General features: G+C 69.5%; 20 protein-coding genes. 8 read left to right on the top strand and 12 right to left on the bottom strand.

The genetic code is table 11. The features are described from left to right. Positions 1-9: 9 nt before the first annotated feature. On the top strand, positions 10-1014 hold the full coding sequence (locus ACZYRS_RS12925) for a branched-chain amino acid ABC transporter permease (RefSeq protein ID WP_198784776.1): 1005 nt from the start codon (positions 10-12) through the stop codon (positions 1012-1014). Positions 1015-1243: 229 nt separating this feature from the next. Here ACZYRS_RS12925 and ACZYRS_RS12930 read toward each other — a convergent pair whose 3' ends face one another. Continuing rightward, positions 1244-2311, bottom strand: a complete 1068-nt coding sequence (locus ACZYRS_RS12930; RefSeq protein WP_463419589.1) for a lipocalin-like domain-containing protein — start codon at positions 2309-2311, stop codon at positions 1244-1246. Beyond that, positions 2311-3396 (bottom strand): PLP-dependent cysteine synthase family protein, encoded by a 1086-nt coding sequence (locus ACZYRS_RS12935; protein WP_463419590.1) that lies wholly within the window; start codon positions 3394-3396, stop codon positions 2311-2313. The genes ACZYRS_RS12930 and ACZYRS_RS12935 overlap by 1 nt, the downstream gene beginning before the upstream one ends. Positions 3397-3526: 130 nt before the next feature. On the opposite strand from ACZYRS_RS12935, the gene ACZYRS_RS12940 reads away from it, so the two are divergent. After that, on the top strand, positions 3527-6052 hold the full coding sequence (locus tag ACZYRS_RS12940; RefSeq protein ID WP_463422483.1) for a penicillin acylase family protein: 2526 nt from the start codon (positions 3527-3529) through the stop codon (positions 6050-6052). Positions 6053-6057: 5 nt separating this feature from the next. Next, positions 6058-6777: a class I SAM-dependent methyltransferase gene (locus ACZYRS_RS12945; protein WP_463419591.1), complete on the top strand. Its 720-nt coding sequence runs from the start codon at positions 6058-6060 to the stop codon at positions 6775-6777. 19 nt (positions 6778-6796) lie between these two features. Here the strand turns inward: ACZYRS_RS12945 and ACZYRS_RS12950 are convergent, their stop codons facing one another. Further along, a complete protein-coding gene (locus ACZYRS_RS12950; RefSeq protein ID WP_463419592.1) occupies positions 6797-9403 on the bottom strand; it encodes an FtsX-like permease family protein in 2607 nt (868 codons plus the stop codon). A gap of 86 nt (positions 9404-9489) precedes the next feature. Between ACZYRS_RS12950 and ACZYRS_RS12955 the strand changes: the two genes are divergently transcribed. Then, positions 9490-10962, top strand: a complete 1473-nt coding sequence (locus ACZYRS_RS12955) for a serine hydrolase domain-containing protein (RefSeq protein ID WP_463419593.1) — start codon at positions 9490-9492, stop codon at positions 10960-10962. Positions 10963-10974: 12 nt separating this feature from the next. Here the strand turns inward: ACZYRS_RS12955 and ACZYRS_RS12960 are convergent, their stop codons facing one another. The 5 genes from ACZYRS_RS12960 to ACZYRS_RS12980 all read right to left on the bottom strand — a co-directional run bounded on the left by ACZYRS_RS12960 (position 10975) and on the right by ACZYRS_RS12980 (position 15697). Further along, positions 10975-12207 (bottom strand): RNA polymerase sigma factor, encoded by a 1233-nt coding sequence (locus ACZYRS_RS12960; RefSeq protein ID WP_463419594.1) that lies wholly within the window; start codon positions 12205-12207, stop codon positions 10975-10977. After that, on the bottom strand, positions 12204-12575 hold the full coding sequence (locus tag ACZYRS_RS12965; protein ID WP_198784768.1) for a YciI family protein: 372 nt from the start codon (positions 12573-12575) through the stop codon (positions 12204-12206). Before ACZYRS_RS12965 ends, ACZYRS_RS12960 begins: the two co-directional genes overlap by 4 nt. A gap of 167 nt (positions 12576-12742) precedes the next feature. Next, positions 12743-14104 (bottom strand): NAD(P)H-dependent oxidoreductase, encoded by a 1362-nt coding sequence (locus ACZYRS_RS12970; protein ID WP_463419595.1) that lies wholly within the window; start codon positions 14102-14104, stop codon positions 12743-12745. A 4-nt stretch (positions 14105-14108) separates the two neighbouring features. Continuing rightward, positions 14109-14984 (bottom strand): phytanoyl-CoA dioxygenase family protein, encoded by an 876-nt coding sequence (locus ACZYRS_RS12975; RefSeq protein ID WP_463419596.1) that lies wholly within the window; start codon positions 14982-14984, stop codon positions 14109-14111. Beyond that, entirely contained in the window at positions 14981-15697 is a 717-nt protein-coding gene (locus ACZYRS_RS12980) for a GntR family transcriptional regulator (protein WP_463419597.1), read from the bottom strand. Before ACZYRS_RS12980 ends, ACZYRS_RS12975 begins: the two co-directional genes overlap by 4 nt. A gap of 115 nt (positions 15698-15812) precedes the next feature. Between ACZYRS_RS12980 and ACZYRS_RS12985 the strand changes: the two genes are divergently transcribed. Next, on the top strand, positions 15813-16769 hold the full coding sequence (locus ACZYRS_RS12985) for a threo-3-hydroxy-L-aspartate ammonia-lyase (protein WP_463419598.1): 957 nt from the start codon (positions 15813-15815) through the stop codon (positions 16767-16769). 137 nt (positions 16770-16906) lie between these two features. On the opposite strand, the gene ACZYRS_RS12990 is transcribed toward ACZYRS_RS12985, so the two are convergent. From ACZYRS_RS12990 to ACZYRS_RS13000, 3 genes are all read right to left on the bottom strand, one after another. Continuing rightward, entirely contained in the window at positions 16907-17557 is a 651-nt protein-coding gene (locus tag ACZYRS_RS12990) for an ABC transporter ATP-binding protein (protein WP_463419599.1), read from the bottom strand. Continuing rightward, positions 17554-18588: a tRNA (adenosine(37)-N6)-dimethylallyltransferase MiaA gene (gene miaA / locus ACZYRS_RS12995; protein ID WP_463419600.1), complete on the bottom strand. Its 1035-nt coding sequence runs from the start codon at positions 18586-18588 to the stop codon at positions 17554-17556. Before miaA ends, ACZYRS_RS12990 begins: the two co-directional genes overlap by 4 nt. A gap of 65 nt (positions 18589-18653) precedes the next feature. Further along, positions 18654-19580, bottom strand: a complete 927-nt coding sequence (locus ACZYRS_RS13000; protein WP_463419601.1) for an AraC family transcriptional regulator — start codon at positions 19578-19580, stop codon at positions 18654-18656. A gap of 235 nt (positions 19581-19815) precedes the next feature. On the opposite strand from ACZYRS_RS13000, the gene ACZYRS_RS13005 reads away from it, so the two are divergent. The 3 genes from ACZYRS_RS13005 to ACZYRS_RS13015 are packed head-to-tail and all read left to right on the top strand — an operon-like array spanning position 19816 to position 22943. After that, positions 19816-20166: a c-type cytochrome gene (locus tag ACZYRS_RS13005; RefSeq protein WP_198784761.1), complete on the top strand. Its 351-nt coding sequence runs from the start codon at positions 19816-19818 to the stop codon at positions 20164-20166. A 46-nt stretch (positions 20167-20212) separates the two neighbouring features. Then, on the top strand, positions 20213-20686 hold the full coding sequence (locus ACZYRS_RS13010; RefSeq protein WP_463419602.1) for a (2Fe-2S)-binding protein: 474 nt from the start codon (positions 20213-20215) through the stop codon (positions 20684-20686). Between the two features lie 10 nt (positions 20687-20696). Further along, positions 20697-22943 carry a xanthine dehydrogenase family protein molybdopterin-binding subunit gene (locus tag ACZYRS_RS13015; protein ID WP_463419603.1) on the top strand — a complete coding sequence of 749 codons (2247 nt, stop codon included), beginning with the start codon at positions 20697-20699 and terminating at the stop codon, positions 22941-22943. Between the two features lie 147 nt (positions 22944-23090). Here ACZYRS_RS13015 and ACZYRS_RS13020 read toward each other — a convergent pair whose 3' ends face one another. After that, on the bottom strand, positions 23091-24068 hold the full coding sequence (locus tag ACZYRS_RS13020; protein WP_463419604.1) for an alpha/beta hydrolase: 978 nt from the start codon (positions 24066-24068) through the stop codon (positions 23091-23093). Between the last annotated feature and the right edge of the window lie 119 nt (positions 24069-24187).

The raw sequence follows: 24187 nt of genomic DNA on the forward strand, positions 1-24187 counted from the left end.
GCGGACGGCATGAACATGAAAAAGATCTCCACCGTCGTCTACGCACTGCTGCTGGTCGCGCTCATCGCGGCGCCGTTCTTCGGCGCCTACCCGGTGTTCGTGATGAAGCTCATGTGCTTCGCGCTGTTCGCCGCGGCCTTCAACCTGCTGCTGGGCTTTACCGGTTTGCTGTCCTTCGGCCATGCGGCCTTCCTGGGCGGCTCCGCTTATGTGGCAGGCCATGCCATGAAGGTCTGGGGCCTCACCCCCGAACTGGGCCTCATCGCCGGCACCTTGAGCGGCGCCTTCCTCGGCTGGATCTTCGGCATCGTGGCCATCCGCCGCCAGGGCATCTACTTCGCGATGATCACGCTGGCGCTCGCGCAGATGATGTTCTTCGTCGCGCTGCAGGCCAGGTTCACCGGCGGCGAAGACGGCCTGCAGGGCGTGCCGCGCGGCAAGCTCTTCGGCGTCATCGACCTGTCGAACGACCTCACGATGTACTACGTCGCGCTGGTCGTCGTGGTGGCCGCGTTCCTCCTGATCGTGCGCACCATCCACTCGCCGTTCGGGCAGGTGTTGAAGGGCATCAAGGAGAACGAGCCGCGCGCCTTGTCCCTCGGCTACGACGTGAGCCGCTTCAAGCTGCTGGCCTTCGTGATCTCGGCCGCGCTCTCGGGCCTTGCGGGCTCGCTCAAGACGCTGGTGCTGGGCTTCGCCACCCTGTCGGACGTGCACTGGACCGCCTCGGGCCAGGTCATCCTGATGACCCTCGTCGGCGGCCTGGGCACGCTCTCGGGTCCGCTGGTCGGCTCGGCGGTGGTGGTGCTGCTGGAGAACAAGATCGGCGAGCTGGGCAACTTCCTCGCGCGCATCACGACCATCGACTGGTTCAACACGCTGGGCGAGTCGGTGACCATGGTCACGGGCCTGATCTTCGTGATCTGCGTGCTCGCGTTCCGCAAGGGGATCATGGGCGAGATCATCGCCTTCATCGACCGGCGCAAGGGCCGCGGCTCGGGCCCGTCGCACTGACCGGCTGAACGCGCCCGCTCCGAAGGCCGCTGGTCGGCCTTCGGCAGCACGGCGATCTCGATCCCCCGCGATTGATCCTCCAGCACAACGACAGCGCCCATCGTGCGCAGGGCATCGGGTGCTCCCCGCAGCGAAATCAAGGAGGAGGGCGAAGCCCGGGGGACATTCGCGGAGGGGAGTACCCGGTGGCCTGTGCACCCGCCCTGAACACCAGTGCCCCGAACAGACCCTAGAGCCGCAAAGGCGCAGCGTAGCCCGTCATCTCCAGATACCCACGACCGACACGCTTGCCTTGCGCATCAAGCAGATCGCTCAACCCCTCCCAGTACACGCCTCCGGTCGATCCGCGGCTGTCCAGTTCCTGGTCATCGAGCAGCGCGCGCACCTCGAAGTTGCCGGACGGCGTCTGCACGCGCCATTGCGTCGGGTACTTCGCCTGCGTGCGCGGACTGCTCCACGCATTGACGCTCTCGAAGCGCACCTCGTCGTTCCTGAAGACACGCAGCGCCCCATCGCGCGTGCGAAACGAACCACCACCCCACAGCGCACTGCCATCCTTGCGACGCAGATGAAAGGCGGTGAGCGCGCTGCCATCGTCCAGATTCATGCCGATCCAATCCCAGCCCACGGCGTCGGGATGCATCAACGCCTCGCTCCATTCGTGGTCGAGCCACGCGGTGCCATCGACATCGAAGCCCTGCCCCTTGAGCGTGAGCTTGCCCTGTGTCTTCAACTGGGGCTCGCTGTAGTAGTAGCTCGCCTGGGCTTCATCGGGTCCCTTGCGCGAGAGGCCGGCGTTGCCTTGCAGGAGAACAGGCTGCGTTGGCGTGAAGCGCAGGTCGAGCGCGAACTCGCCGGCCGGAATGCGCGCCGCATAGCTGCCGTCCTTGCGCACCAGCGACCAGTCGCGCAGCCGCACGTCGGTGTCGGTTTCGCTCGCCGATGCCACACCGAAGCCGGCGCGCGCGATGCGCTGGTCGTGCAGCAGCACGCGGCCTTCGAGATCGGTGACGGCCGCGTGTGCGAACACGAGATTCTTCGCGGCGAAGGCCGAGCGCATGGCCTGCGTCGCATCGATGCGCGAGCGGAAGAAAGTCACCTGGAAGCCGAACTCACGCCCCACCGCATTCTTCGCATGGCCGGTGATGTACCACCACTCGGTGTGCAGGTCGGGATGGCTGCCGAAGTCGCGCGGAAACTGCAGCGTGCGCGCGGGCAAGGCCCAGCTTGCGGGTGCCGCAGCCAACGCAGCCAGCAACAGGCTGCGCCGCGAGAGACCGAAAGGGCCGAAGGACATCACCCCGCCACCAGCGCATCGACGCGCTGCTGCGCCGGCCCGATGTCGCCGAACGCGTTCTTCACCCACGCCGCATCGTGATAGCTCGGCAGGTAGCGCTCGCCCGAATCGCACAGCAGCGACAGGATCGATCCCTGCCGCCCGGCCGCGCGCATCTCCTGCGCCACGGCCAGCATGCCGATGAAGTTGGTGCCCGTCGAAGGCCCCACCTTGCGCCCGAGCAGCGCCGAGAGCGCGTGCATCGCCGCGACCGAATCGAGGTTCGGCACCTCGATCATGCGATCCACCAGCGTACGGATGAAGCTCGGCTCCACGCGCGGCCGCCCGATGCCTTCGATGCGCGAGCCGACCGCCGTCAGCGTTGCATCGCCTGTGCGGTGATAGGCCGAGAACACCGAGCCCTCCGGATCGGGCACGCACACCTGCGTGTCGTGGCAGCGGTAGCGCAGATAGCGGCCGATGGTCGCGCTGGTGCCCCCGGTGCCCGCACCCACCACGATCCATTCGGGGATCGGATGGCGCTCCCGCGCCATCTGCTGGAACATGCTCTCGGCGATGTTGTTGTTGCCGCGCCAGTCGGTCGCGCGCTCGGCATACGTGAACTGGTCCATGTAGTGGCCGCCCGTGCGCTCGGCCAGCGCGCGGGCCTCCTCGTACACCTGCGCCGCGTGGTCCACGAAGTGGCAGCTCGCGCCGTAGAAGGCGATCTGCGCGATCTTCTCGGGCGAGGTGCTGCGCGGCATCACCGCGATGAAGGGCAGGCCCAGCAGCCGCGCGAAATAGGCCTCGCTCACCGCCGTCGAGCCGCTCGACGCCTCCACGATCGTCGTGCCCTCGCGCACCCAGCCGTTGCACAGCGCATAGAGAAAGAGCGAACGTGCGAGCCGGTGCTTCAAGCTGCCCGTCGGATGGGTGGATTCGTCCTTCAGGTACAGGTCGATGCCCGCGGCCGCGAGCGCGGGCAGGGGGAGCGGGATCAGGTGCGTGTCGGCGCTGCGCTGGTAGTCGGCCTCGATGCGGCGGATAGCGCCGCCGAGCCAGCCGCTGCAGGAGGCGCCAGGGAGGAAGGAGGGTGTGGGCTGCATAGCGCGCCAGTCTACAAGTCATGCCTTGTAACCCCGCGCCCCGAAGAAATCTGGATACTGTGCGCTGCCATCAACAAGGCAGGAGACGAGACACATGAAAAGAACGAGCCCGCGCCTCGCAGCGCGACGCATGCCGAACAACCATCGGCTCTCCCTCGGCGCCACGGCGCTTGCAGCCATCGCACTGGCCGGCTGCGCATCCAGCCCTCCGGGCAGCAGCGACACGCCCACGCGCCCCTCCTCATCGTTCACCGTGCCCGGCCTGGAGAAACCCGCCGAGGTGCTGGTCGACCGCTGGGGCGTGCCGCACCTGTATGCGGGCACGCTCTACGACGCCTTCGTGGCGCAGGGCTTCATCGCCGCGCGCGACCGGCTCTGGCAGATGGACCTCTGGCGCAAGCGCGGCCTCGGGGAGATGGCCAAAGACTTCGGCCCCGCCTGGGTCGAGAGCGACCGCGCCGCGCGCGCCGTGCTCTACCGCGGCGACATGTACCGCGAGTGGCTGGCCTACGGGTCGGACGCCAAGCGCGTGGCCGAGGCCTTCACCGCCGGCGTCAACGCCTACGTCGCGCAGGTGCGCGCGCAGCCCGCGCTGCTGCCCACCGAATTCGCGCTGCTGGGCTACCAGCCGGCCACTTGGTCGCCCGAGGACGTGGTGCGCATCCGGCACCACGGGCTCACGCTCAATTTCACGTCCGAGGTCGATCGCGCGCGCGCCTTCTGCGCAGGCGGGCAGGGCGTCAAGGCCGACTGGCTGCGCCGCGAGCTCGATCCGCCGGTCACGCCGAAGGTGCCTGTGGGTTTCGATCCCTGCACCATCCCCGCGGCGGAGCTGCGCGCGGCCTACATGCGGGCGACCGAATCGCCGCAGTTCACCAAGGCGAACACGCGGGTGGGCATGGACGCGGGCGCGCCCTCCACGCCGGTCGCCCTGCTGCCCGGCAGCGCCGAATCGATCGCCGCGAAAGCCGAGCAGGACGCGGCGCAGCAACAGGAACAGGCCCTGCAAGGCGATCCCACGGGCGCCTACGGCAGCAACAACTGGGTCATCTCGCCGAAGCTCACGTCCACGGGCCGGCCCATCCTGGCCAACGACCCGCACCGCTCGCACGGCGCGCCGAGCCTGCGCTACATGACGCACCTGAGCGCGCCCGGCATGGACGCCATCGGCGCGGGCGAGCCCTTCCTGCCGGGCCTGTCGATCGGCCACAACGGCACCATCGCCTTCGGCCTCACGCGCTTCTACATGGACCAGGAAGACCTGTACGTGTACCAGCTCAACCCGCGCAACCCCAACGAGTACCGCTACCAGGGCCGCTGGGAGCCGATGACGCGCGTCACCGAGCGCATCGCGGTCAAGGGCGAGGGCGCGCCGCGCGAAGTGGTCAACACCTTCACGCGCCATGGCCCCGTGCTGCTCGCGGAGCCCGGAAAGCGCCGCGCGTATGCCTTGCGCGCCGCGTGGCTGGAGCCCGGCATGGCGCCGTACTTCGGTTCGATGGACTACATGCGCGCGCGCAACTGGGACCAGTTCCGCGCCGCGATGAACCGCTGGGGCGCACCCGGCGAGAACCAGGTGTATGCCGACAGCAGCGGCAACGTCGGCTGGATTCCGGGCGGCCTCACGCCCATCCGCCCGAACTGGGACGGCCTCATGCCCGTGCCGGGCGACGGCCGCTACGAGTGGTCGGGCTTTCGCAACGGCGACGAGCTACCCTCGGAGTTCAACCCCGCGCGCGGCTACGTGGTGACCGCCAACGAGAACAACATTCCGCCCGACCATCCGGCCGCCAAGAAAGGCATCGGCTACGAGTGGAGCGATGCGGCCCGCGCGCGCCGCCTGAAGGAGCTGTTCGCCGCGAAGGTGGCGGCGGGCTCGCGCTTCACCATCGAGGACTCCGAGCGCATGCAGAACGACATCGTCGCGACGCCCGCGCAGCGGCTGCTGAAGCTGCTGGCGGGCCTGCGCAGCGACGACGCGCAAACGGCCGCGGGCCTGCGCCTGCTGCAGGGCTGGGACGGCACGATGGACCGCGACAGCGCCGCCGCCGCGCTCTACGAGGTGTGGAGCAGCAAGCCGCTGCGCGCGGCGGTGCTCAAGGCCGGCGCTGGCGAGGTGGGCGCACCGCTGGCCGCGCCCGGCGACAACACGCGCATGGTGTTGCTGCTGGAGAACCCGTTCGGCTGGGTCAGCGACGCGCAGCGCGATGCCCTGCTGCTGCAGACGCTGCCGCCCGCGATGCAGGAACTCACCGCCAAGCTCGGCCCCGACATGAAGGCCTGGAAGTGGGGCACGCTGCATCGCGCGGAGTTCCGCCATCCGCTGGCCGGCGTGGTCGATGCGGCCACGCGCAAGAAGCTCGACGTGGGCGACTGGCCGATGTCCGGTTCCAGCTTCACGCCGATGGCGGCGACCTACCGCGCGAGCGACTACAAGCTGACCGCGGGCGCATCGTTCCGCATGGTGCTGGACGTGGGCAACTGGGACGCCTCGCGCGTGATCAACACGCCCGGCCAGTCGGGCAACCCGGACAGCCCGAACTACCGCGACCTCGCGCCGCTGTGGCTCGAAGGCAAGTACGTGCCGCTGGTCTACAGCCGCGGGGCGGTGGAGAAGGAAACGGTGGAGCGCATCCAGCTCGCGCCCGCAAAATAGGCGGCATGACCCTCGACGAGCTCAACCGGACATTCGCCGCAGTCCCCGCGCGCCACAAGGAAGTCTCGATCATCGCGAGCATGGATGACGAGCCTGCCCGGCCCAGCCGGCGCCTGATGGAGATCGCGCTCGAGGCATGTTCGGCGGCGATGGATGGGGCGCTGCCGATCTACGAAGGCCGCGCGTCGACGGAGCCGCACTGGTTCGACACCTGGCCCGGCGAGCACTACCGCCTGCTCGCCGCGCTGGTGCGCACGCTGAACCCCAGGACGGTGATCGAGATCGGCACCTTCACCGGCATGGGCACGCTGGCGCTCGCGCAGGAGCTGCAGCCATCGGGCACGCTGACCACCTTCGACCTGCTGGCGTGGGACCGCTTGCCCGACACATGGCTCGCGCCTTCCGACTTCGCCGCGGGCCGCGTGCGGCAGGTGCTGCACGACATCTCCGCGCCGGGCGGCATCGCGCCGCATCGCGCGCTGTTCGAAGCGGCCGAGTTGATCTTTGTCGACGGGCCGAAGGACGGCGTCACCGAAGCGAACATCCTCGCGAATCTGGCTACGTTGAATTTGTCGCGCGAAGTGGTGATCGTGTTCGACGACATCCGCGTCGTGCACATGATCGACATCTGGCGCCGCATCGGCCGGCCCAAGATGGACCTCACGTCCTTCGGCCACTGGAGCGGCACGGGCCTGGTCGACTGGAACGGCACGTCCGGTTTCTGAGCGTTGAAGAACGAGGGCCTTACCAGTCCTCTTTCACCGCCAGCACCACGTCCTTGTCCGCGGCCGCGCGTCCCGCCAGCCACGCGGTGACGGTGCCCGCCACGACCACCGCGCCGCACAGCGCGATGAGGCGCGCCCACGGCACGAGCAGGTCCATCGTCCAGTGAAAGCTCTGCGGGTTCACCACCTTCACGAGCACCACCGACACCGCGAGCCCGAGCACCAGTCCGGCCACCGCGCCGATGGCCGTCCACGCCGCGCCTTCGCCCGCCACCACGGCCAGCACCTGCCGCCGCGTGAACCCCAGGTGCGCGAGCAGCCCGAACTCCTTGCGCCGAGCGAGCACCTGCGCGCTGAAGCTCGCCGCGATGCCGAAGAGACCGATGGCGATGGCTACGGCCTGCAGCCAGTAGGTGACCGCGAAGCTGCGGTCGAAGATGCGCAGCGACGTCGCGCGGATCTGTCCGACCGAGGCGATTTCCACGGAGTCGGGCGACCCGCCACCCTGGCGCGCCGCGAGCGCGCGCACGGCCGCCTGCACCGCGCCTTCGGAGGCGCCCGGCGCGAGCCACAGCGAGATGTCGCTCACGTCGCGCTGGCCGGTGATGCGCTCGTAGTCGCGCGCGTCCATCGTGATGGCGCCGAACTGCCGCGCGTAGTCGCGCCACACGCCCGCGACGAAGAAGGTGTTCGCGACTTTGGTGGGGAGCGCGGTGGCCGACAGCGCCGCGGCCAGCGGCGCGAAAGCCGTGCCCGGCTTCGCGCCGTAGAGCTCCACCATCGGCTCGCTCACGTAGATGCCGATCTGCCCCTCGGGCACGGGCAATGCCGAACCCACCAGCGGCAGCGATTGCGACGCGCTGCCTTCCAGGCTGCGCGCGATCAGCGTCACGGCGGGCTGCGCGGCATCGAGCTGCAATGACTGCGTGCGCAGCGTGCCCGTGCGCGCGACGCCGGGCAGTTGCGCCAGAGCCTGCACGAAGGCGGGCGGAAAGGTCGCGGTGTCGGTGCTGCTCGTGCCGCCGCTGTTGCCGCCGCGGCCGCCCGAGGTTGCGCGCACGTACAGGTCGGCCGGCAGCACCACGTCGAGCCAGTGCGTCACCGAATCGCGGAAGCTCGCGACCATCACCGTGAGCGCCACCGCGAGGCTCAGGCTCGCGACCACGCCGCTCACCGCCACGGCGGCCGTGCCGCGCATGCGCCGCGCGCGCTCGATGGCCAGCATCGGCAGCACGCGCTCGGCGAACGCGGGTGCGATGCGGTCGTACAGCAGCGCGATGAGCCAGGGCAGGGCGGTGATGCCGCCCACCAGCAGGCACGCCACCGAGAGGTACGCCGCCACCGGAATGCCGCCGATGGCCGGGATGTTGGCGAGCGCAGCGCTCAGTGCGATCAGCCCGAGCGCGAGCCAGTGGCTGCGGCTTTGCGTGGGCGCGGCGCCCAGGCCCTTGAGCGTTTGCGCCTCGGGCAGCGCCTGTGCCGCGCGCGCGGGCCACCAGCCGCCCACCAGCGCGGCCGCCACGCCGAGGCCGCCGTACAGCAGTGCCGCGCCGCCGCTCCAGTGCAGCTTGGGCGCGACGCCTTCGAAATACCCGCCGCCCAGGTCGCCGCCCAGCACCCGCAGCGCGAAGGCCGCGAGCGCGGTGCCGAGCGCCAGGCCCGCGGCGCTGCCGATCACGCCCAGCACCAGCGATTCGGCCAGCACCAGCCGCAACCGCTCGCGGGGTGTGAGGCCGAGCACGCCGAGCAGCGCGAACTGCTGCGCGCGCTTGGCCACGCTGAGTGCCAGCACCGAGAACACCAGGAACGCACCCGTGAACAGCGCTACCAGCGCGAGCACCGTGAGGTTGACGCGGTAGGCGCGCGAGAGGTTGCTCACGCGCTCGGCCGCATCGCCCGGCTCCGCGAACTGCACACCCGCGGGCCAGCCGGGGGACTTCTGCAGCGCCTCGGTGAAGGCCGCGCGGTCGGTGCCTGGCGCCAGGCGCAGGTCGATGCGGCTCAAGCGCCCCACCTGGTCGAACAGGTCTTGCGCGGCGGCGATGTCCATCACCGCGAGCGCCGTGCCGCTGGCGGCGACATGGCCGGCCACGTCGAGCTTGTGCCATGTCGCGCCACTGCGCAGTTGCACCGTCTCGGCGGTGCCGGTGGCTTCCGTCGGGAGCCCCAGCACGCTGCGCGCTGCAGCGTTGAGGAACACATGGCCGGGCGCGAAGAGAGAGAAACGGCCGGCGCCGACCGAGGGCTGCGGCATCAGCGCGGGCGCGATGGTCGGGAGCACCAGCGCATCGACGCCGATCACGCGCATCGGCACCTGGCGTTCGCCGCTGGCGAGGGCCAGGCCCTGGAACTCGAGCACGGAGCTCGCGAGCGTCACCTGCGGATGCCGCGCCAGCTGCGCGAACACGGCCTCGTCGAAGCCGCCCTGCACGGCGCGCACCTCAAGATCAGGCTGGCCGTTGACCGAGCGCACCGCGCTCGAAAACTCGTCCAGCGCCGAGGCATTGATGAGCTGCACCGAGAACGCTAGCGCCACGCCCAGCATCACGGCCAGCACGGCCGCCGCGTTGCGCCAGGGGTGGTGGCGCAGTTCCTGCCAGGAGAAGGTGGTGAGCAATGCACGCATGCCGCGATTGTGGCCGCGGGGCTCGTGTTACATCCGCGTGGCACGATGGCGCCTCTTTCGATGACGATGCCCCGAGGAATTCGACGATGCGGCGCCTGCCCCCAGCCTTGTCCACAAGCATGTTCCCGGTGATGCGCCGCCGCTGGTTCGCGGCCTGGCTTCTTGCCCCGCTGCTGGCCGGCAATGCCGCCGCACAGCTCCAGCCGCCGCAGCAACAACAGCAGCAGCAACCGCTGTCCCTCGCGAGCGATCCGGCCGTGCTGGCCAAGACGGCGCTCGGGGCCGAGCGCGGAACGCTCGTCATCGGCCTCCTGCGCAACGGCAAGGCCTCGTACGGCGCGGCCTACAACCCCGAGCCGCTCTCGCCGCCGCGCCCCATCGAGCCCAACAGCGCCGAGCAGCCGATGTTCGAGATCGGCTCGGTCACCAAGGTCTTCACCGGCCTCCTGCTCGCGCAGGCGGTGGAGCGTGGCGACCTGAAGCTGGACGACACCGTGGGCAAGGTGCTCGCGGGCAAGGTCCAGGGGGTGCCGCCCGCGGCCGCCTCGGTCACGCTCAGGCAACTCGCCACGCACACGGGCTGCATGCCCGTGATGGCCGATGGCGTGACAGGCGGGGAGCCGCTGGCCGAGCAGCTGCGCAGCTTCGATAGGCCGATATTCTGGGCCGCGCTCTCGCGCATCAAGCTCACCGCGCCGGCGGCGCCGTGCGAAGCCGCGTACAGCAACTTCGGCATGGCGCTGCTCGGGCAGCTGCTGGCCGAGCGCTACAACACCTCGTGGGGCGAGCTGGTGCGCGCGCGCATCACCGAGCCGCTTGGCATGAACGACACCGTGATTTCGCTGGGCGACAAGGCCTCGCGCATGGCCCCGGCTTTCTCCGGCGACCGCCGCCGGCCGCTGCTGGACATGATGGCCTACGCGCCGGCCAGCGCGCTGCGCTCCACAGCGGCCGACATGATGACCTTCAGCCGCGCGGTCCTGGCCGGCGCAAGCGGCCCGCTGGGCCCGGCGGCCGCGCGCATGCTCACGCCGCTCGCGCGCTACGAGGGCGCCGAGATCGGCTATGCCGTGATGGTGCGCGGCCCCGAGGGCGGGCGCCGCACCTACTGGCACGCGGGGCTCACCGAGGGCTACCGCACGCTGTGGCTGATCGCGCCCGACACCGGCGAGGCGCTGATCGTGCTCAGCAGCAACGCGCGCGCGCCGCTGCAGCCGGTGATGCTGGCGATCGGCAAGAACCGCTACCCGGTGTCGACGACGGAGGTGCCGGTCGATCCGAAGCGGCTGGAGGACTACAAGGGCGAATACCGCATCAGCAAGACCAAGGCGCTGGGCTTCACGGTGCGCAACGGGCGGCTGCTGGTGCGAGAGACCGGGCGCGGCTACAACGCGCTCACGCCGACGGGCACCGACCGCTTCGCGGTGGCCACCATCGGCGCACAGATCGTCTTCCAGCGCGGGGAGGGCAATGCGGTGGTGGGGGTGACGCTGGCGCAGGGCGGGAGCCAGCTCGAGGGGCGGCGGGTGGGCGAGGCGGCCGCCGTACCGCAGGAGTGAGCGCGGCGTCGCTCAGAGCCGCTGCGACATTCCGTTGAGATACGCCCGCACCGCCGCATTCGCACTGAGCCCGATCGCGCGGTCGTAGGCCTGCCGCGCCGCGGCACGCGCGCCGCCGGCCGCAAGCAGATGCGCGCGCGCGGCCCAGAACGGCTGGTAGCTCGCCACCTCATCCGAGGGAATCGCTTCGAGCGCGCGCAGCCCGATCTCCGGCCCGCGCGCATTCGCCAGCGCACAGGCGCGGCTGACCTGCGCGCCGATGCTGGGCCGCAAGGCCAAGAGGCCTTCATACAAAGACACCAGCACCTCGGGCGCCACCGGCGCGCCCACGCGGCGCTCGCAATGGGCCGACTGGATGGCGGCCTCCAGCTGGTAGGCGCCGAGGGACTTCATCTCCGATGCCAGGCGCAGGCACCGCTCGGCCTCCGCGAGCAGGTCGGGGTCCCAGCGCAAGGTGTCCTGCTGGTCGAGCGGCACGTAGGCACCGGTGTCGCTGCGCCGGGCGGCGGCGCGGCTTTCGCAGAAGAGCATCAGCGCGCGCAGGCCCAGCGGTTCGGGCTCGCTGGGCATCAGGTGGCAGAGGATGCGGCCCAGGTCGATGGCTTCGGCCGTGAGGCCGCGCGGCAGCGCATCAGCGCCGTCGACATCGTCCCAGCCGGTGCCGTAGGCGGCGTAGATGCCGTCAAGCACGTCCTGCAGCCGCTGCGGCAGGTCGCGCGCTTGCGGATATTCGAAGGGAATGCCCGCCGCGCGGATGCGCGCCTTCGCCCGCACGAGGCGCTGGCCCAGCGTGGAGGGCGCGGAGAGAAAGGCGCCGGCCATGCGCGCCGCGTCGAGGCCGAGCACGGTCTGCAGCATGAGCGGCGCGCGGGCGGCTGCGTCGATGGCCGGGTGCGCGCAGACGAAGAGCAGGCGCAGCCGCTCGTCGGGCACGGCGGTGCCCTCGGCATTGGCTTCGTCCATTTTGCCTGCGAGCAGCAGCAGGGTCTGCGTGGCCTGGTCCTGCACGCGGGTGTGGCGCCAGGCGTCGAGCTTGCGGTGCCGCGCCACGCTCAGGAGCCACGCGTCGGGCTGCGCGGGAATGCCGTCGGCGGGCCAGCGTTCGAGCGCGCGCGCGAAGGCGTCGGCGAGCGCGTCTTCGGAAGCGGCGATGTCGTGCGTGCGCGCCGACAAAATCGCCAGCAGCCGGCCGTACGACTCGCGCGCCGCCTTGTCGGCGGCTTGATGAGCCGCCGGGGCGTTCACGCTGTGGCCGCGGTGGCAGCTGTGGCCATGAAGACCGGCCGTACCTCCACGCCCCCGCTGGCGGCGCAGGGCGCGCGCGCCGCCCATTCGAGCGCGGCGTCCAGGTCGGGCACGTCGACCACGAAGTAGCCGCCCAGCTGCTCCTTGGTGTCGGCAAAGGGGCCGTCCTGCACCTGGCGCTTGTCGCCGCGGATGCGCAGCGTGGTGCCGGTCATGGGCGGGAAGAGGCCGTGGCCGCCGAGCGCGACGCCCGACTGGCGCACCGCGTCGGCATACGCGATCCAGCTGGACCGATAGGCCTGTGACGACGCGTCGTCGCGCTGTTCGAATTCGGCCGCGGGCTGATAGAACATCAACATGTACTGCATGGTGTCTCTCCGTGAAGGAAAAGCTTGCTGAGCAAGATCGCTCACCACAATGACGGTCCGCAGCCGGTCATTTCGACACGGAAGGTCCGTGCCGCGCAGATTATTTTTTACGCGATTGCCGTTTGGCGCAACGGTTGCGCTACCTACGTCTTTCGTCTGGTACGCCTTTAGGCTGCCTTCTCGTCGACGGAGGCGGAGAACATGCTTTCCATCTCGTGGCGCAGGCGATAGGCGGCCGTGGAGGTGTCGATCGCCACGTCGGCCCAGCCGAGGCTCTGGCCCTTCTTCACCGGCCGCACGAGCTTGACGTTGTGCGCCAGGCCCAGCGGCAGGCCGCCCAGGCGCAGCGACCGCTCGGCCGGCAGCAGCTTGCCCCACACGGTGTAGCCGCCTTCGCCGTCGAGCATTTCGCCCGCCGCGAGGTCGCGCTTGGCGGTGGCGACCACGTCGGCGTTCCAGCAGGTGGCCACGCCGGTCGCCTCGCCGCGCAGCGCCACGCTCGCGACCGACATGCCGACCTCCAGGCCGATGAGGTGCCAGCGTTTGTAGAGCGTGAAGTAGCGCCCGCTCGGGTCGGTGTGGGCGTTGTATTCCTCGAAGCAGTTCTTGATGTAGTCGGTCTCGGCCTCGACGGTGACCCACACGCCCATGCGGATGTCGTAGGGAATCTTTCGGCCATCGGCTTCGAGCGAGGAGATCACCTCGACCATGCCCTTGCGCTCGAGCACGCCGCCTTCGCTGCGCGGGCGGGTGACGAAGGGAATGTCTTCCACGCTCGCGGGCGGGTAGAGGAGGCCGTCCGACGGCACGGTGAGGCCGGTGGCGTTGGCCACCGCCGAACTTTCGATCGACGGCTTGGAGCCATCGAGAAAGCTGTTGAACATCTTCGGGTTGAGCCCGCCGCGCAACGCCTGCTCGGGCGTGAGGCCGTAGTTGCCCCACACGGTCTCGGGCGTCGATTCGGTGAAGTGCGGCAGCCACTTGTGGCCGCGCCCGGCCGCCACCACCGGAAAGCCGCAGGTTCGCGCCCAGTCCACCAGGTCGCAGATGAGCGCGGGCTGGTCGCCGAAGGCCAGCGAATAGACCACGCCGGCCTGCTGCGCCTTGTGCGCGAGCAGCGGGCCGCAGAAGGCATCGGCCTCCACCGTCACGTTGACCACGTGCTTGCCGTGCGCGAAGGCATCCAGGCAATGGTCCACGGCGGCGACCGGGTTGCCGGTGCACTCGACCACGATGTCGATCGACGGCTCGCGCGTCACGGCCTGCCAGTCGTCGGTGATCCAGGTGGCGCCGGTCTTCAGCGCTTCCTGCACCGAGCCCGCGGCGCTGCGCTCGGGCTTCCAGCCGACGCGCGCGAGGTTCACGCGCGCCGCATCGGGCGACAGGTCGGCGATCGCGACGAGCTGCACGCCGGGCGTGCGCGGGATCTGCGCGAGGTACATCGCGCCGAACTTGCCGGCGCCGATCAGGCCGATGCGGATGGGGCGGCCTTCGGCGGCGCGCTGCTGCAGGCGGTTGTAGAGGCTCATGGGGTCAGGCCTCCGCGGTGTCGCGCACGTCGAGCGAAGTCTGCAGCGCGCTCTCGGGCAGGCCGTGCTTCCAGGGCACATCGACCGGGTAGGGCTTCAGGAGGCAGTCGTCGGGCAGCATCTCGATGGGCGTGAAGTTTCTGTGCGCGATGTACTCGGGCCGCTTGTGGCGGCGGATGTGGTTGCTGACCGCGCACAGGCTCAGGTACACCGCCACGCGGTTGAAGGGCGAGAGGTTGCTGCCCGAGGCGTGCACGAGGCAGCTGTGGAAAAGGATCATCGAACCGGCCGGGCCCTTGGGCGAGACGATGCCGCCCTCCTTGCCGCCCGCGCGGTCCACCAGCTGCGCGATCAGGTCGTTGTCCACCGTCCAGAGCGGGTAGCTCGTGGTGGTGAGGTCATGTTTCGCATCGACCACGCCCCTGCGGTGGCTGCCCGGTATGAACATCAGCGGTCCGTTGTGCTCGTTCACGTCGTCCAGAAAAATCGCGACGTTCATCGCGCGCTCGGTGGGCATCAGGTCGTCGTTGAGCCAGGTGCCGTAGTCCTGGTGCCACTGCCACACCTGGCCTTCGAAGGCCATCTTTCCGTTGATCTTGAACTGGTGCATGTAGACCTCTTCCTCGAAGAGGTCCATCACCGGGCCGACCATGCGCGGATGGCGCGCGAGCCTGGCGAAGGGCTCGCTGATCAGGTGCGCGGCGAAGTTCGTGCGCACGGCGTCCGAGCCCTTCTCGCGCACGTTGAAGGCCTCGCGCTTGCTGTAGAGATCGGGCACCGCATCGGTCAGCGCCCTGGTTTCTTCGGGCGAGAAATGGCCGGGGAAGAACAGGTAGCCGTCGCGCTCGAACTGCGCGCGTTGCTCGGGGGTCAGCTTCATGCCTTGTCTCCTTTGTGGGCTTTGTGGGGGAGGGTGTGGGTGGGTGCGTTGCGGGCCTGCTGCTCCGTCAGGCGCCGGGCCAGTGCCTCGCTGGCCTGCGCGACGTGCTCTTCGCTCAGGCGCGCGGCGCGGTCCGCGTTGCCCGCGGCGATGGCGTTGGCGATGGCTTCGTGCTCGTCCCAGAGCGATTCGCGCTGGGGCTCGGCCTGCAGCACCGCGCCCATCGCGCGGCGAAGGTGCCGCCAGTGCGGATCGGCGCTCTGGCCGATCAGCGGGTTGCCCGAGGCGTCGTAGATCGCGCGGTGAAAGGCCACGTCGGCATCGATCATGGCTTCGACATTGCGCCCGCGCGCGGCGCGGCGGCCGCGCTCGATGAGCTTCGCGTCGATGCGAAAACGCTGCTGCGCCGCCAGCCGCGCGGCCAGCACGTCGAGCACGCCGCGCACCTGGTAGATGTGGCGCATGCCCTCGGCATCGAGCGGCGCCACCAGCACGCCGCGGCCGGGCGCGTCGTGCACGAAGCCGTCTTTCTTCAGGAGGCGCAGCGCCTGCAACACGGGCTGGCGCGACACCGAGAGGCGCTGCGCGATGTCTTCCTGCGTGATGCGCTCGCCCGGCGCCAGTGAGCCGCTGCTGATGGCGCCGAGCAGGGCGCGGTAGACCTGGTCGACGAGGTCGGGCGCGACTTCGATGCTGACGAGCTGGGCGGGCATGGTGCGGCTTTCTTTGAACTCTGTATACAGAGTACGGAGATCCGGGCCGTTGCGTATCCCGGGTTTTTACCGACGGAGTCTGCAAAAGAACGTAAGCCTTCGCTAAGCTCGACCCATGCAACTCCCTACCTACGACGACGTCACCGCCGCGGCCGCGCGGCTCGAAGGCCATGCCCACCGCACGCCGGTGCTGCAATCGACCACCGCCAACGAACGGTGGGGCGCGCAGTTCTTCTTCAAGTGCGAGAACTTCCAGCGCATGGGCGCGTTCAAGTTTCGCGGCGCATTCAACGCGCTTTCCAGGTTCGATGCGGCGCAGCGCAAGGGCGGCGTGATCGCTTTCTCGTCCGGCAACCATGCGCAGGCCATCGCGCTGTCGGCGCGCCTCCTGTCGATGCCGGCCGTGATCGTCATGCCCAAGGACGCGCCTGCCGCCAAGGTCGCGGCCACCAAGGGCTACGGCGCCGAAGTGGTGATGTACGACCGCTTCACCGAAGACCGCGAGGCGCTGACGAAGAAGCTCGCGCAGGAGCGCGGCATGACGATGATTCCGCCCTACGACCACCCCGACGTGCTCTCGGGCCAGGGCACGGCGGTGAAGGAGCTCATCGAGGAGACGGGGCCGCTCGATCACCTGTTCGTGTGCCTGGGCGGCGGCGGGCTGCTCTCGGGCTCGGCGCTGTCGGCGCGGGCGCTCTCGCCCGATTGCAAGGTCTACGGCGTGGAGCCCGAGGCAGGCAACGACGGGCAGCAGTCGTTTCGCACGGGGAAGATCGTGCACATCGAAACGCCCAAGACCATCGCCGACGGTGCACAGACGCAGCACCTGGGCCAGTACACGTTCGGCATCATCCAGCGCGACGTGGACGACATCTTCACCGTGACCGACGACCAGCTCGTGGAGGCGATGCGCTTCTTCGCCGAGCGCATGAAGATGGTGGTGGAACCGACGGGGTGCCTCGCGTTCGCGGGCGCCATCGCTGCCGGCCAGGCCATCGCCGGAAAGCGCGTGGGCATCGTGATCAGCGGCGGCAACGTCGACCTGTCGCGCTTCGCGGCGCTGCTCGCGTAAATTTCATACGGGTCGCGTTCGACGGGACAGAGCCGTTCACGCTGAGCCTGTCGAAGCGCCGCGCGAGGCTTCGACAAGCTCAGCCCGAACGGGTTTGGAAGATCGAATGGGTTTGGAAGATCGAACGCAGTTTCGTTTCAGGCGCGAATCCCGCCTGCCGTCAGGTGCAGCAGGCGGTCCGCACGGGCGGCGGCGCTCTCGGAGTGCGTCACCAGCACGAGCGAGGCGCCGTGCTCGCGCGTCTGGCCGATCAGGAGTTCCATCACCTTCGCGGCCGTCGTCGGGTCGAGGTTGCCCGTGGGCTCGTCGGCGAGCAGCAGCGCGGGCCGATGCACCAGCGCACGCGCGATCGCCACGCGCTGCAGCTGGCCGCCCGAGAGCGTCTGCGGCAGCCGGGCGCCCATGCCGGGCAGGCCGACCGCATCGAGCATGTGCGCGACGCGGCCGTCGTCCTTCTTCTGGCCCAGGAGCATGAGCGGCAGCGACACGTTCTGCGCCACGTCCAGGTGCGGCAGCACGTGGAAGGCCTGGAACACGAAGCCGACATGCCTGCGCCGCCAGAGCGCGCAGGCCTCGCCGTCGAGCGCGCCGATGTCGGTGCCGTCGTGCGTCACCGTGCCCTGGTCCCAGCTGTCCAGGCCGGCCATGCAGTTGAGCAGCGTCGACTTGCCGACGCCCGATTCGCCCACGATGGCGACGAACTCGCCCGGCTGGACCTCCAGCGTCACGTTTTCGAAGACGGGCGATTCACCGTAGTGCTTGCCGAGGTTGGTAATGCGCAGCGTCATCCGGGCGAATTGGTAAGGGTGGTCTTGGCGATCAGTTGGACGGCGGTCTGCACCGCGCCGGGCGCGTCGCACGCGATCACGGTGCGCTGCGGCATGCTGCGCAGCCAGGTGATCTGTCGCTTGGCGAGCTGGCGCGTGGCGGCGATGCCGCGTTCGCGCAGGTCATCCATGGCCTTGGCGTCGGACGCGGACGTGCCGCAGGCATCGAGCATTTCCCACGCCTGCCGGTAGCCGACGCAGCGCATCGAAGGCAGGTCGGTCGAGAGGTCGCCGCGCGCGCGCAGTGCCTTCACCTCGTTGAGAAAACCGTTTGCGAGCATCGCGTCGAAGCGATCGGCGATGCGGGCATGCAACCACGCGCGGTCGCTCGGTTCAAGCGAGAAGAGCACGCCGCCGTCCACGGCCTTGGCGGTTTTGTTATCGCTCGCATGAAAGCTCGAGAGCGGCTGGCCGCTGCACTCCCACACCTCGAGCGCGCGCTGGATGCGCTGGCTGTCTTGCGGCGCGAGGCGCGCGGCGGTGACCGGATCGACTTCGGCGAGCCGCGCATGCATCGCGGGCCATCCCCGCTCGGCAGCTTCTGCGTCGATGCGCGCGCGCACCGCGGCATCGGCCGCGGGCATTGCGTCGATGCCGTCGAACAGCGCCTTGAAATACAGCATCGTGCCGCCCACCAGCAGCGGCAGCGCGCCGCGTGCGCGGATCTCGTCGATGAGCCGCGTCGCATCGGCCACGAAGGCGGCGGCGCTGTAGCTTTCGCGCGCATCGAGGATGTCGATGAGGTGGTGCGGCACGGCCGCTTGCTCGGCCGCCGTGGGCTTGGCCGTGCCGATGTCCATGCCGCGGTAGACCAATGCGGAATCGACCGAGATGATTTCCACCGGCTGCAGCCGTGCGAGGGCCAATGCGGCTGCGGTCTTGCCGGAGGCGGTGGGGCCGGCGAGCGCGACGTAGCGCGGCGGAACGGAAAGCGCAGCGGCAGACATTGCCGAAGGAGCGGCCTCGGCGGCCGGTGCGGAACTGGGAGACATGGTTCGCCGAGGGTAGCAAATGGCGCGTGCCGCTCGGCGGGGAGGGCGCGGATGGCCCCGGTGGCTCAGGTCGTTTCGCGCATCCGCCGGATGTCGCGCAGCGGTGGCGCGCCGAACAGGCGCGCGTATTCGCGGCTGAACTGCGAGGCGCTCTCGTAGCCCACGCGCACGCCCGCGGTGCCGGCGTCGATACCCTGGTTGAGCATCAGCTGCCGCGCTTCCTGCAGGCGCAGTTGCTTCAGGTACTGCATCGGGCTCATGCCCGCCACGGCGCGAAAGTGCTGCCTGAAGGTCGAAGGGCTCATGTGCACGGAGGCGGCCAGGTCGTCCGCGAGCACGGGCCGGGTGAAATTCATCTTGAGCCAGGCCATGCTCTGCACCACCTGCTGGCTCGGCGAGCCGACCGCCACGAGGCGCTGCAGCTGCGGGCCGTGGCGCCCGGCCAGCAGCCGCACGAGGATCTCGCGCTGCAGCAGCGGCGCGAGTTGCGGCATCAGCCGGGGTTCGTCCAGCAGCGCGACGAGCCGCGTCACCGCGCCGAGCAGCGTCGGGTCCAGATCGCCGAGCGACATGGCGCGGTAGCTGCAGTCCCGGGTCGGCTGCGGCAGGGCCATGTCGGCGGCGGCCTGCACGATGGCGCGCGGGTCGAGCCGAAGCATGAGGCCCATGAAGGGCTGCGCGGCGCTGGCCCGGGTGATGTGCGTCACCACGGGCAGGTCGGCCGTCGTCAAGAGCGACTGGCCCGCCGAATAGTCGAACACCTCCTCGCCGAGCGCCACGCGCTTCTGCCCGCTCACGGTGATGCCGACGCCGAAACCGTAGAGGCAGTGCATGGGCTCCGTCGTCGCGCTGCGGCGGTGCACGGAGAGTTCGGGAATGGCGGTGAGGTAGTCGCCGTCGCTCTGCGCGATGCGTGCGACCGCATGCGCCAGGTCGCCCAGAACGCCTGGAACGCCCGATGCCTCTTGCTTCGCCGGCTCTGCCACTTCCATCTGAATCCTTTCGAATGACGCCAGGGAAAAAGTCTAGCTCGCGCATTTCGTGTGCCACGCGTTGACGGCGCAGTCTCGTTGTTTCAGGCAAGAACACGCGCGGATTGGGCAAACGGCCGAAGGGTCTTCGCCCGACACTGGCCCGCGATGTGCCGGCGTGCATGGGGTGTCATGCGCCGAGGGCCATCCGTTGATTCCGACAAATCTCCTCTTCCCACGATTCCACGATTCCACGATGAAAACAGAAAAGACCGCCTCCATCACCGCGTTCACCGCGTCCATCGCGATCGCTCTGGGCCTCGGCGCGGGCGCCATGTGGCCGCAGCATGCCCACGCGAGCCTGGCGCTCGCGCAGAAGTATTCATGCGTCGCATGCCACCAGCCGGCCACCAAGGTGGTGGGCCCGTCGTGGAAAGACATCGGCGCGAAGTACGGCGACGGCAAGGGCACGGCCGCCCAGCTTGCCGCGAGCATCAAGGCCGGCAGCTCGGGCAAGTGGGGCGCGATGCCGATGCCGCCGCAGGCCCAGGTGCCCGATGCCGACCTGCAGGCGCTCGCGCAGTGGCTGCTCGACGGCGCCAAGTAAACGGATTCCACCCAACCCACAACCACCACCCACGGAGAAAAAGAACATGAGCACGCTCCACGTCAATGGCCGTGACCACACGGTCGATGCCGATCCCGGCACCCCCATCCTCTGGGCCCTGCGCGACACGCTGGGCATGACCGGCACCAAGTTCGGTTGCGGCGCCGCGCTGTGCGGCGCCTGCACCGTGCACCTGGATGGCCAGGCGATCCGTTCGTGCATCACGCCGATCTCCGCCGCCGAGGGCAAGAAGATCACCACCATCGAAGCCGCCACCAATGGCAGCGACCGCGTCGGCGCGGCCGTGCATGCCGCATGGGTCAAGCACGACGTCGCGCAGTGCGGCTACTGCCAGAGCGGCCAGATCATGAGCGCGACCGCGTTCCTCCAATCGCTGCCCAAGGGCAAGCAGCCCAACGTGGAGGAGATCGACTCGGCCATGGCCGGCAACATCTGCCGATGTGGCACTTACGTGCGCATTCGCGCCGCCGTGGCCGATGCGGCCAAGACCCTCGCCTGAAGGAGCCGACATGCTGCCCCACATCGACTACAACGAACTGCCGCGCGCGCTGCAGCGCCTGATGGCCCGACCCGCGACCGACGAGGCCGCCACGCTGCCCCGCCGCAGCTTCCTGAAGATGGCCGGCGCCAGCGGCCTCGTGCTCGGCGCCTTTCCCCACCTCGCCATGGCGCAGGCCGATGGCGTGGCCCCTGCGGCCGTCGGCTTGAAGCCGACGCAGCAGCCCTCGGCCTTCGTGCAGATCGCGCCGAACGGCGAAGTCATGGTGACCATCAACCGCCTCGAATTCGGCCAGGGCGTGCAGACCGGCCTGCCGATGATCCTGGCCGAGGAGCTGGACGCCGACTGGGCGCTGGTGCGCAGCCGCAGCGGCACCAACGATGCCGCCTACGCCGACCCGCTCTTCGGCATGCACCTGACCGGCGGCTCCAACTCGATCAAGAACAGCTACACGCAGTACCGCGAGCTGGGCGCGCGCGCCCGGTCCATGCTGCTGTCGGCCGCGGCGGCGCGCTGGAAGGTCGACGTGGCCACGCTGCGCACGCAGGCCGGCACGGTGATCGGCCCGGGCGGCCGCAAGGCAGGCTACGGCGAACTGGCCGAAGCGGCCATGGCGCTGCCGGTGCCCGAGAAGGTCGTGCTCAAGGACCCGAAGAACTTCCGCATCATCGGCCGCGCGACCACGCGCCTCGATCAGCGCGCCAAGAGCAGCGGGCACCAGGACTTCGGCATCGATGTGCGCCAGCCGGGGCAGCTCACGGCGGTGGTGGCGCATCCGCCGGTGTTCGGCGCGCGCTTGAGCTCGGTGGACGACAGCGCGGCGCGCGCCGTCAAGGGCGTGAAGGCCGTGCTGCGCATTCCACTGGACCGCGGCGCCGAAGGCGTGGCCGTGGTGGCCGATGGCTACTGGCCGGCCAAGCTGGGCCGCGATGCGCTGAAGCTGGAATGGAACACGGCCGCTGCGGAAAAGGTCGACAGCGACAAGCAGCTGGCCCAGTACCGCGAGCTCGCCGGCCGTCCCGGCAACCGCAAGTTCGACGCCGACATGGCACCGCTGGCCAATGCGCCCCGCAAGCTGGAGGCCGAGTTCGTGTTCCCGTACCTGGCCCATGCGCCGATGGAGCCGCTGAACTGCACCGTGAAGCTGTCGGACGGCCGCGCCGAACTGTGGGTCGGCACTCAGAGCGCCGACCTCGACGGCCAGGCCGCGGCGCGCACGTTGAAGCTCGATCCCGCGCAGGTGAAGGTGAACGTGCAGATGGCGGGCGGCGGCTTCGGCCGGCGCTTCGTGGGCTCGAGCGACTTCGTGGTCGAGGCCTGCGAGATCGCCAAGGCCGCGCGCACCGCGGGCCTGGATGCCCCCGTGCGTCTCTTGTGGAGCCGCGAGGACGACATCAAGGGCGGTTACTACCGGCCCATGCACCTGCACCGCGCGCACATCGGCTTCGACGAGCGCGGCAAGATCCTCGCGTGGGACCACGTCATCGTGGGCCAGTCCATCACCGCGGGCACGGTGTTCGCCGGCATGATGGTCAAGGACGGCATCGACGCCACGGCGGTGGAGGGCATGCGCGATCCGTATCCGGTGCCCATGCGCCTGACGGTGCACCACCCTCAGGTCAACGTGCCGGTGCTGTGGTGGCGCAGCGTGGGCTCCACCCACACCGCCTTCGTGATGGAGACGCTGATCGACGAGATCGCCCGCAGCACGAAGCAGGACCCGGTCGCCTACCGCATGCAGCTCTTCGGCGACAAGCACCCGCGCCATCGCGCCGCGCTGCAGCTGGCCGTGGACAAGAGCGGCTACGGCAAGAAGAAGCTGGCGGACGGCCGCGCCTGGGGCGTGGCGGTGCATGAGTCCTTCGAGTCGGTGGTGGCTTATGTGGTGGAAGCCTCGGTCAAGGATGGCCAGCCGGTGCTGCACCGTGTGACCAGCGGCGTGCACTGCAACCTCGCCGTCAACCCGCGCAGCGTGGAAGCGCAGGTGCAGGGCGCGGCGGTGATGGGGCTGTCGACGTGTCTTTCCGGCAGCGCGATCACGCTGAAGGACGGCGTCGTGCAGCAGGGCAACTTCGGCGACTTCACGGTGGCGCGCATCACGCAGGTACCGGAGTTCGACATCCACATCGTGCCCAGTGCCGATGCGCCCAAGGGGATGGGGGAGCCGGGGCTGCCGCCGCTGGCTCCTGCGTTCGCGAATGCCATTGCGCAGCTGACGGGCAAGCCCTTGCGGCAGTTGCCTTTCAACCTGGCTTGATGTGTACGAGCGCTGTATTGCGCTCGAGCTGCAAGAAGCAGAACCGGTCACGCTGAGCTTGTCGAAGCGCCGCGCAAGGCTTCGACAGGCTCAGCCCGAACGGATGGTTTTTTTGACCGCGCCTTCGCGACGCGCGTCGTGAAACAGCTAGATCGCCGCGGGCACGCTGCTCGCGCGCGCCTCGCCGCGCACGTCCTGCGGCGCCATGGCGGGCACGGGCGGCAGCTTCAGCGCGGGCGGTGACAGCTTGGGCTGGCTGCGCGCCATCATGCTGTCGGGCTTCATGCGGAACAGCTGCGTGAGCGCCGCGCGGTACTGCGTCTCGCCCACCGAATTGGTGTTGTGGTGCGAGCCGCCCTCGACCAGCACGAAGAGCTTGGGCACCGTGGCCGCGTCGTAGAGCTTGCGGCCCAGCGTGGGGTTGATCAGGCTGTCGGCCGTGCCATGCACCACCAGGAGCGGCGCGCCGATGTCCTTGACGGTGTTGATGGCCTCGAAGCGCTGCGTGATGAAGGGCCCCAGCGGCAGCCAGCCCCACTTGAAGCTGCTGACCACGTCGGCGATGGAGCTGAAGGTGCTCTCCACGATCGTGCCGCTCTCGTCGTTCACATGCGCCGCCAGGTCGATGCCGATGGCGCCGCCCAGCGAGTGGCCGAAGATGTAGCGGTGCTGCTTGGGATGGCGCGCGGCCAGCCAGGTCCAGGCGGCGCGGGCGTCCTCGCGGGCCGATTCCTCCGAGGGCAGGCCCTTGGAGCTCTTGCCGAAGCCGCGGTAGTCGATGGCCAGCACCGAGAAGCCCAGCTCGTGCATGCGCTGGATGCGCGGTGCCGAGCCGGCCACGTTGTAGCGAGCGCCGTGCAGGTACAGCAGCACGGGGGTGTCGGTGGTCTCGGGCGCGCCGCCCAGCCACAGGCCGTGCAGGCGCGCGGGCTCGCCGCTGATGGAGGACTGGAAATCGATCCAGACGTCCTGCATCCCTTCGGTCATGGTGGCGGTGTTGCCCCAGCTGCGGTCGCTGGGTTGGAAGATCCATTCGCGCTGTTGCTCGTCGAGCGTGGAGCACCCGGCGGCGAGCAGGGCGCAAAGCGAGAGGACAGACGCGAGGAGGGTCCAGCGTTTCATCATGGGGTTGAGGGACAGCGATGCCGGCCGAAAGTTTCATCCACTTTCACCACGACGCGCCGGCGTTGCGCCCTGGTAACTCCCCGAAACAGCGCTCAACGGCGCTTTGCTGAGACCATGCA

The sequence above is a fragment of the Variovorax sp. AC194 genome (assembly GCF_979257995.1).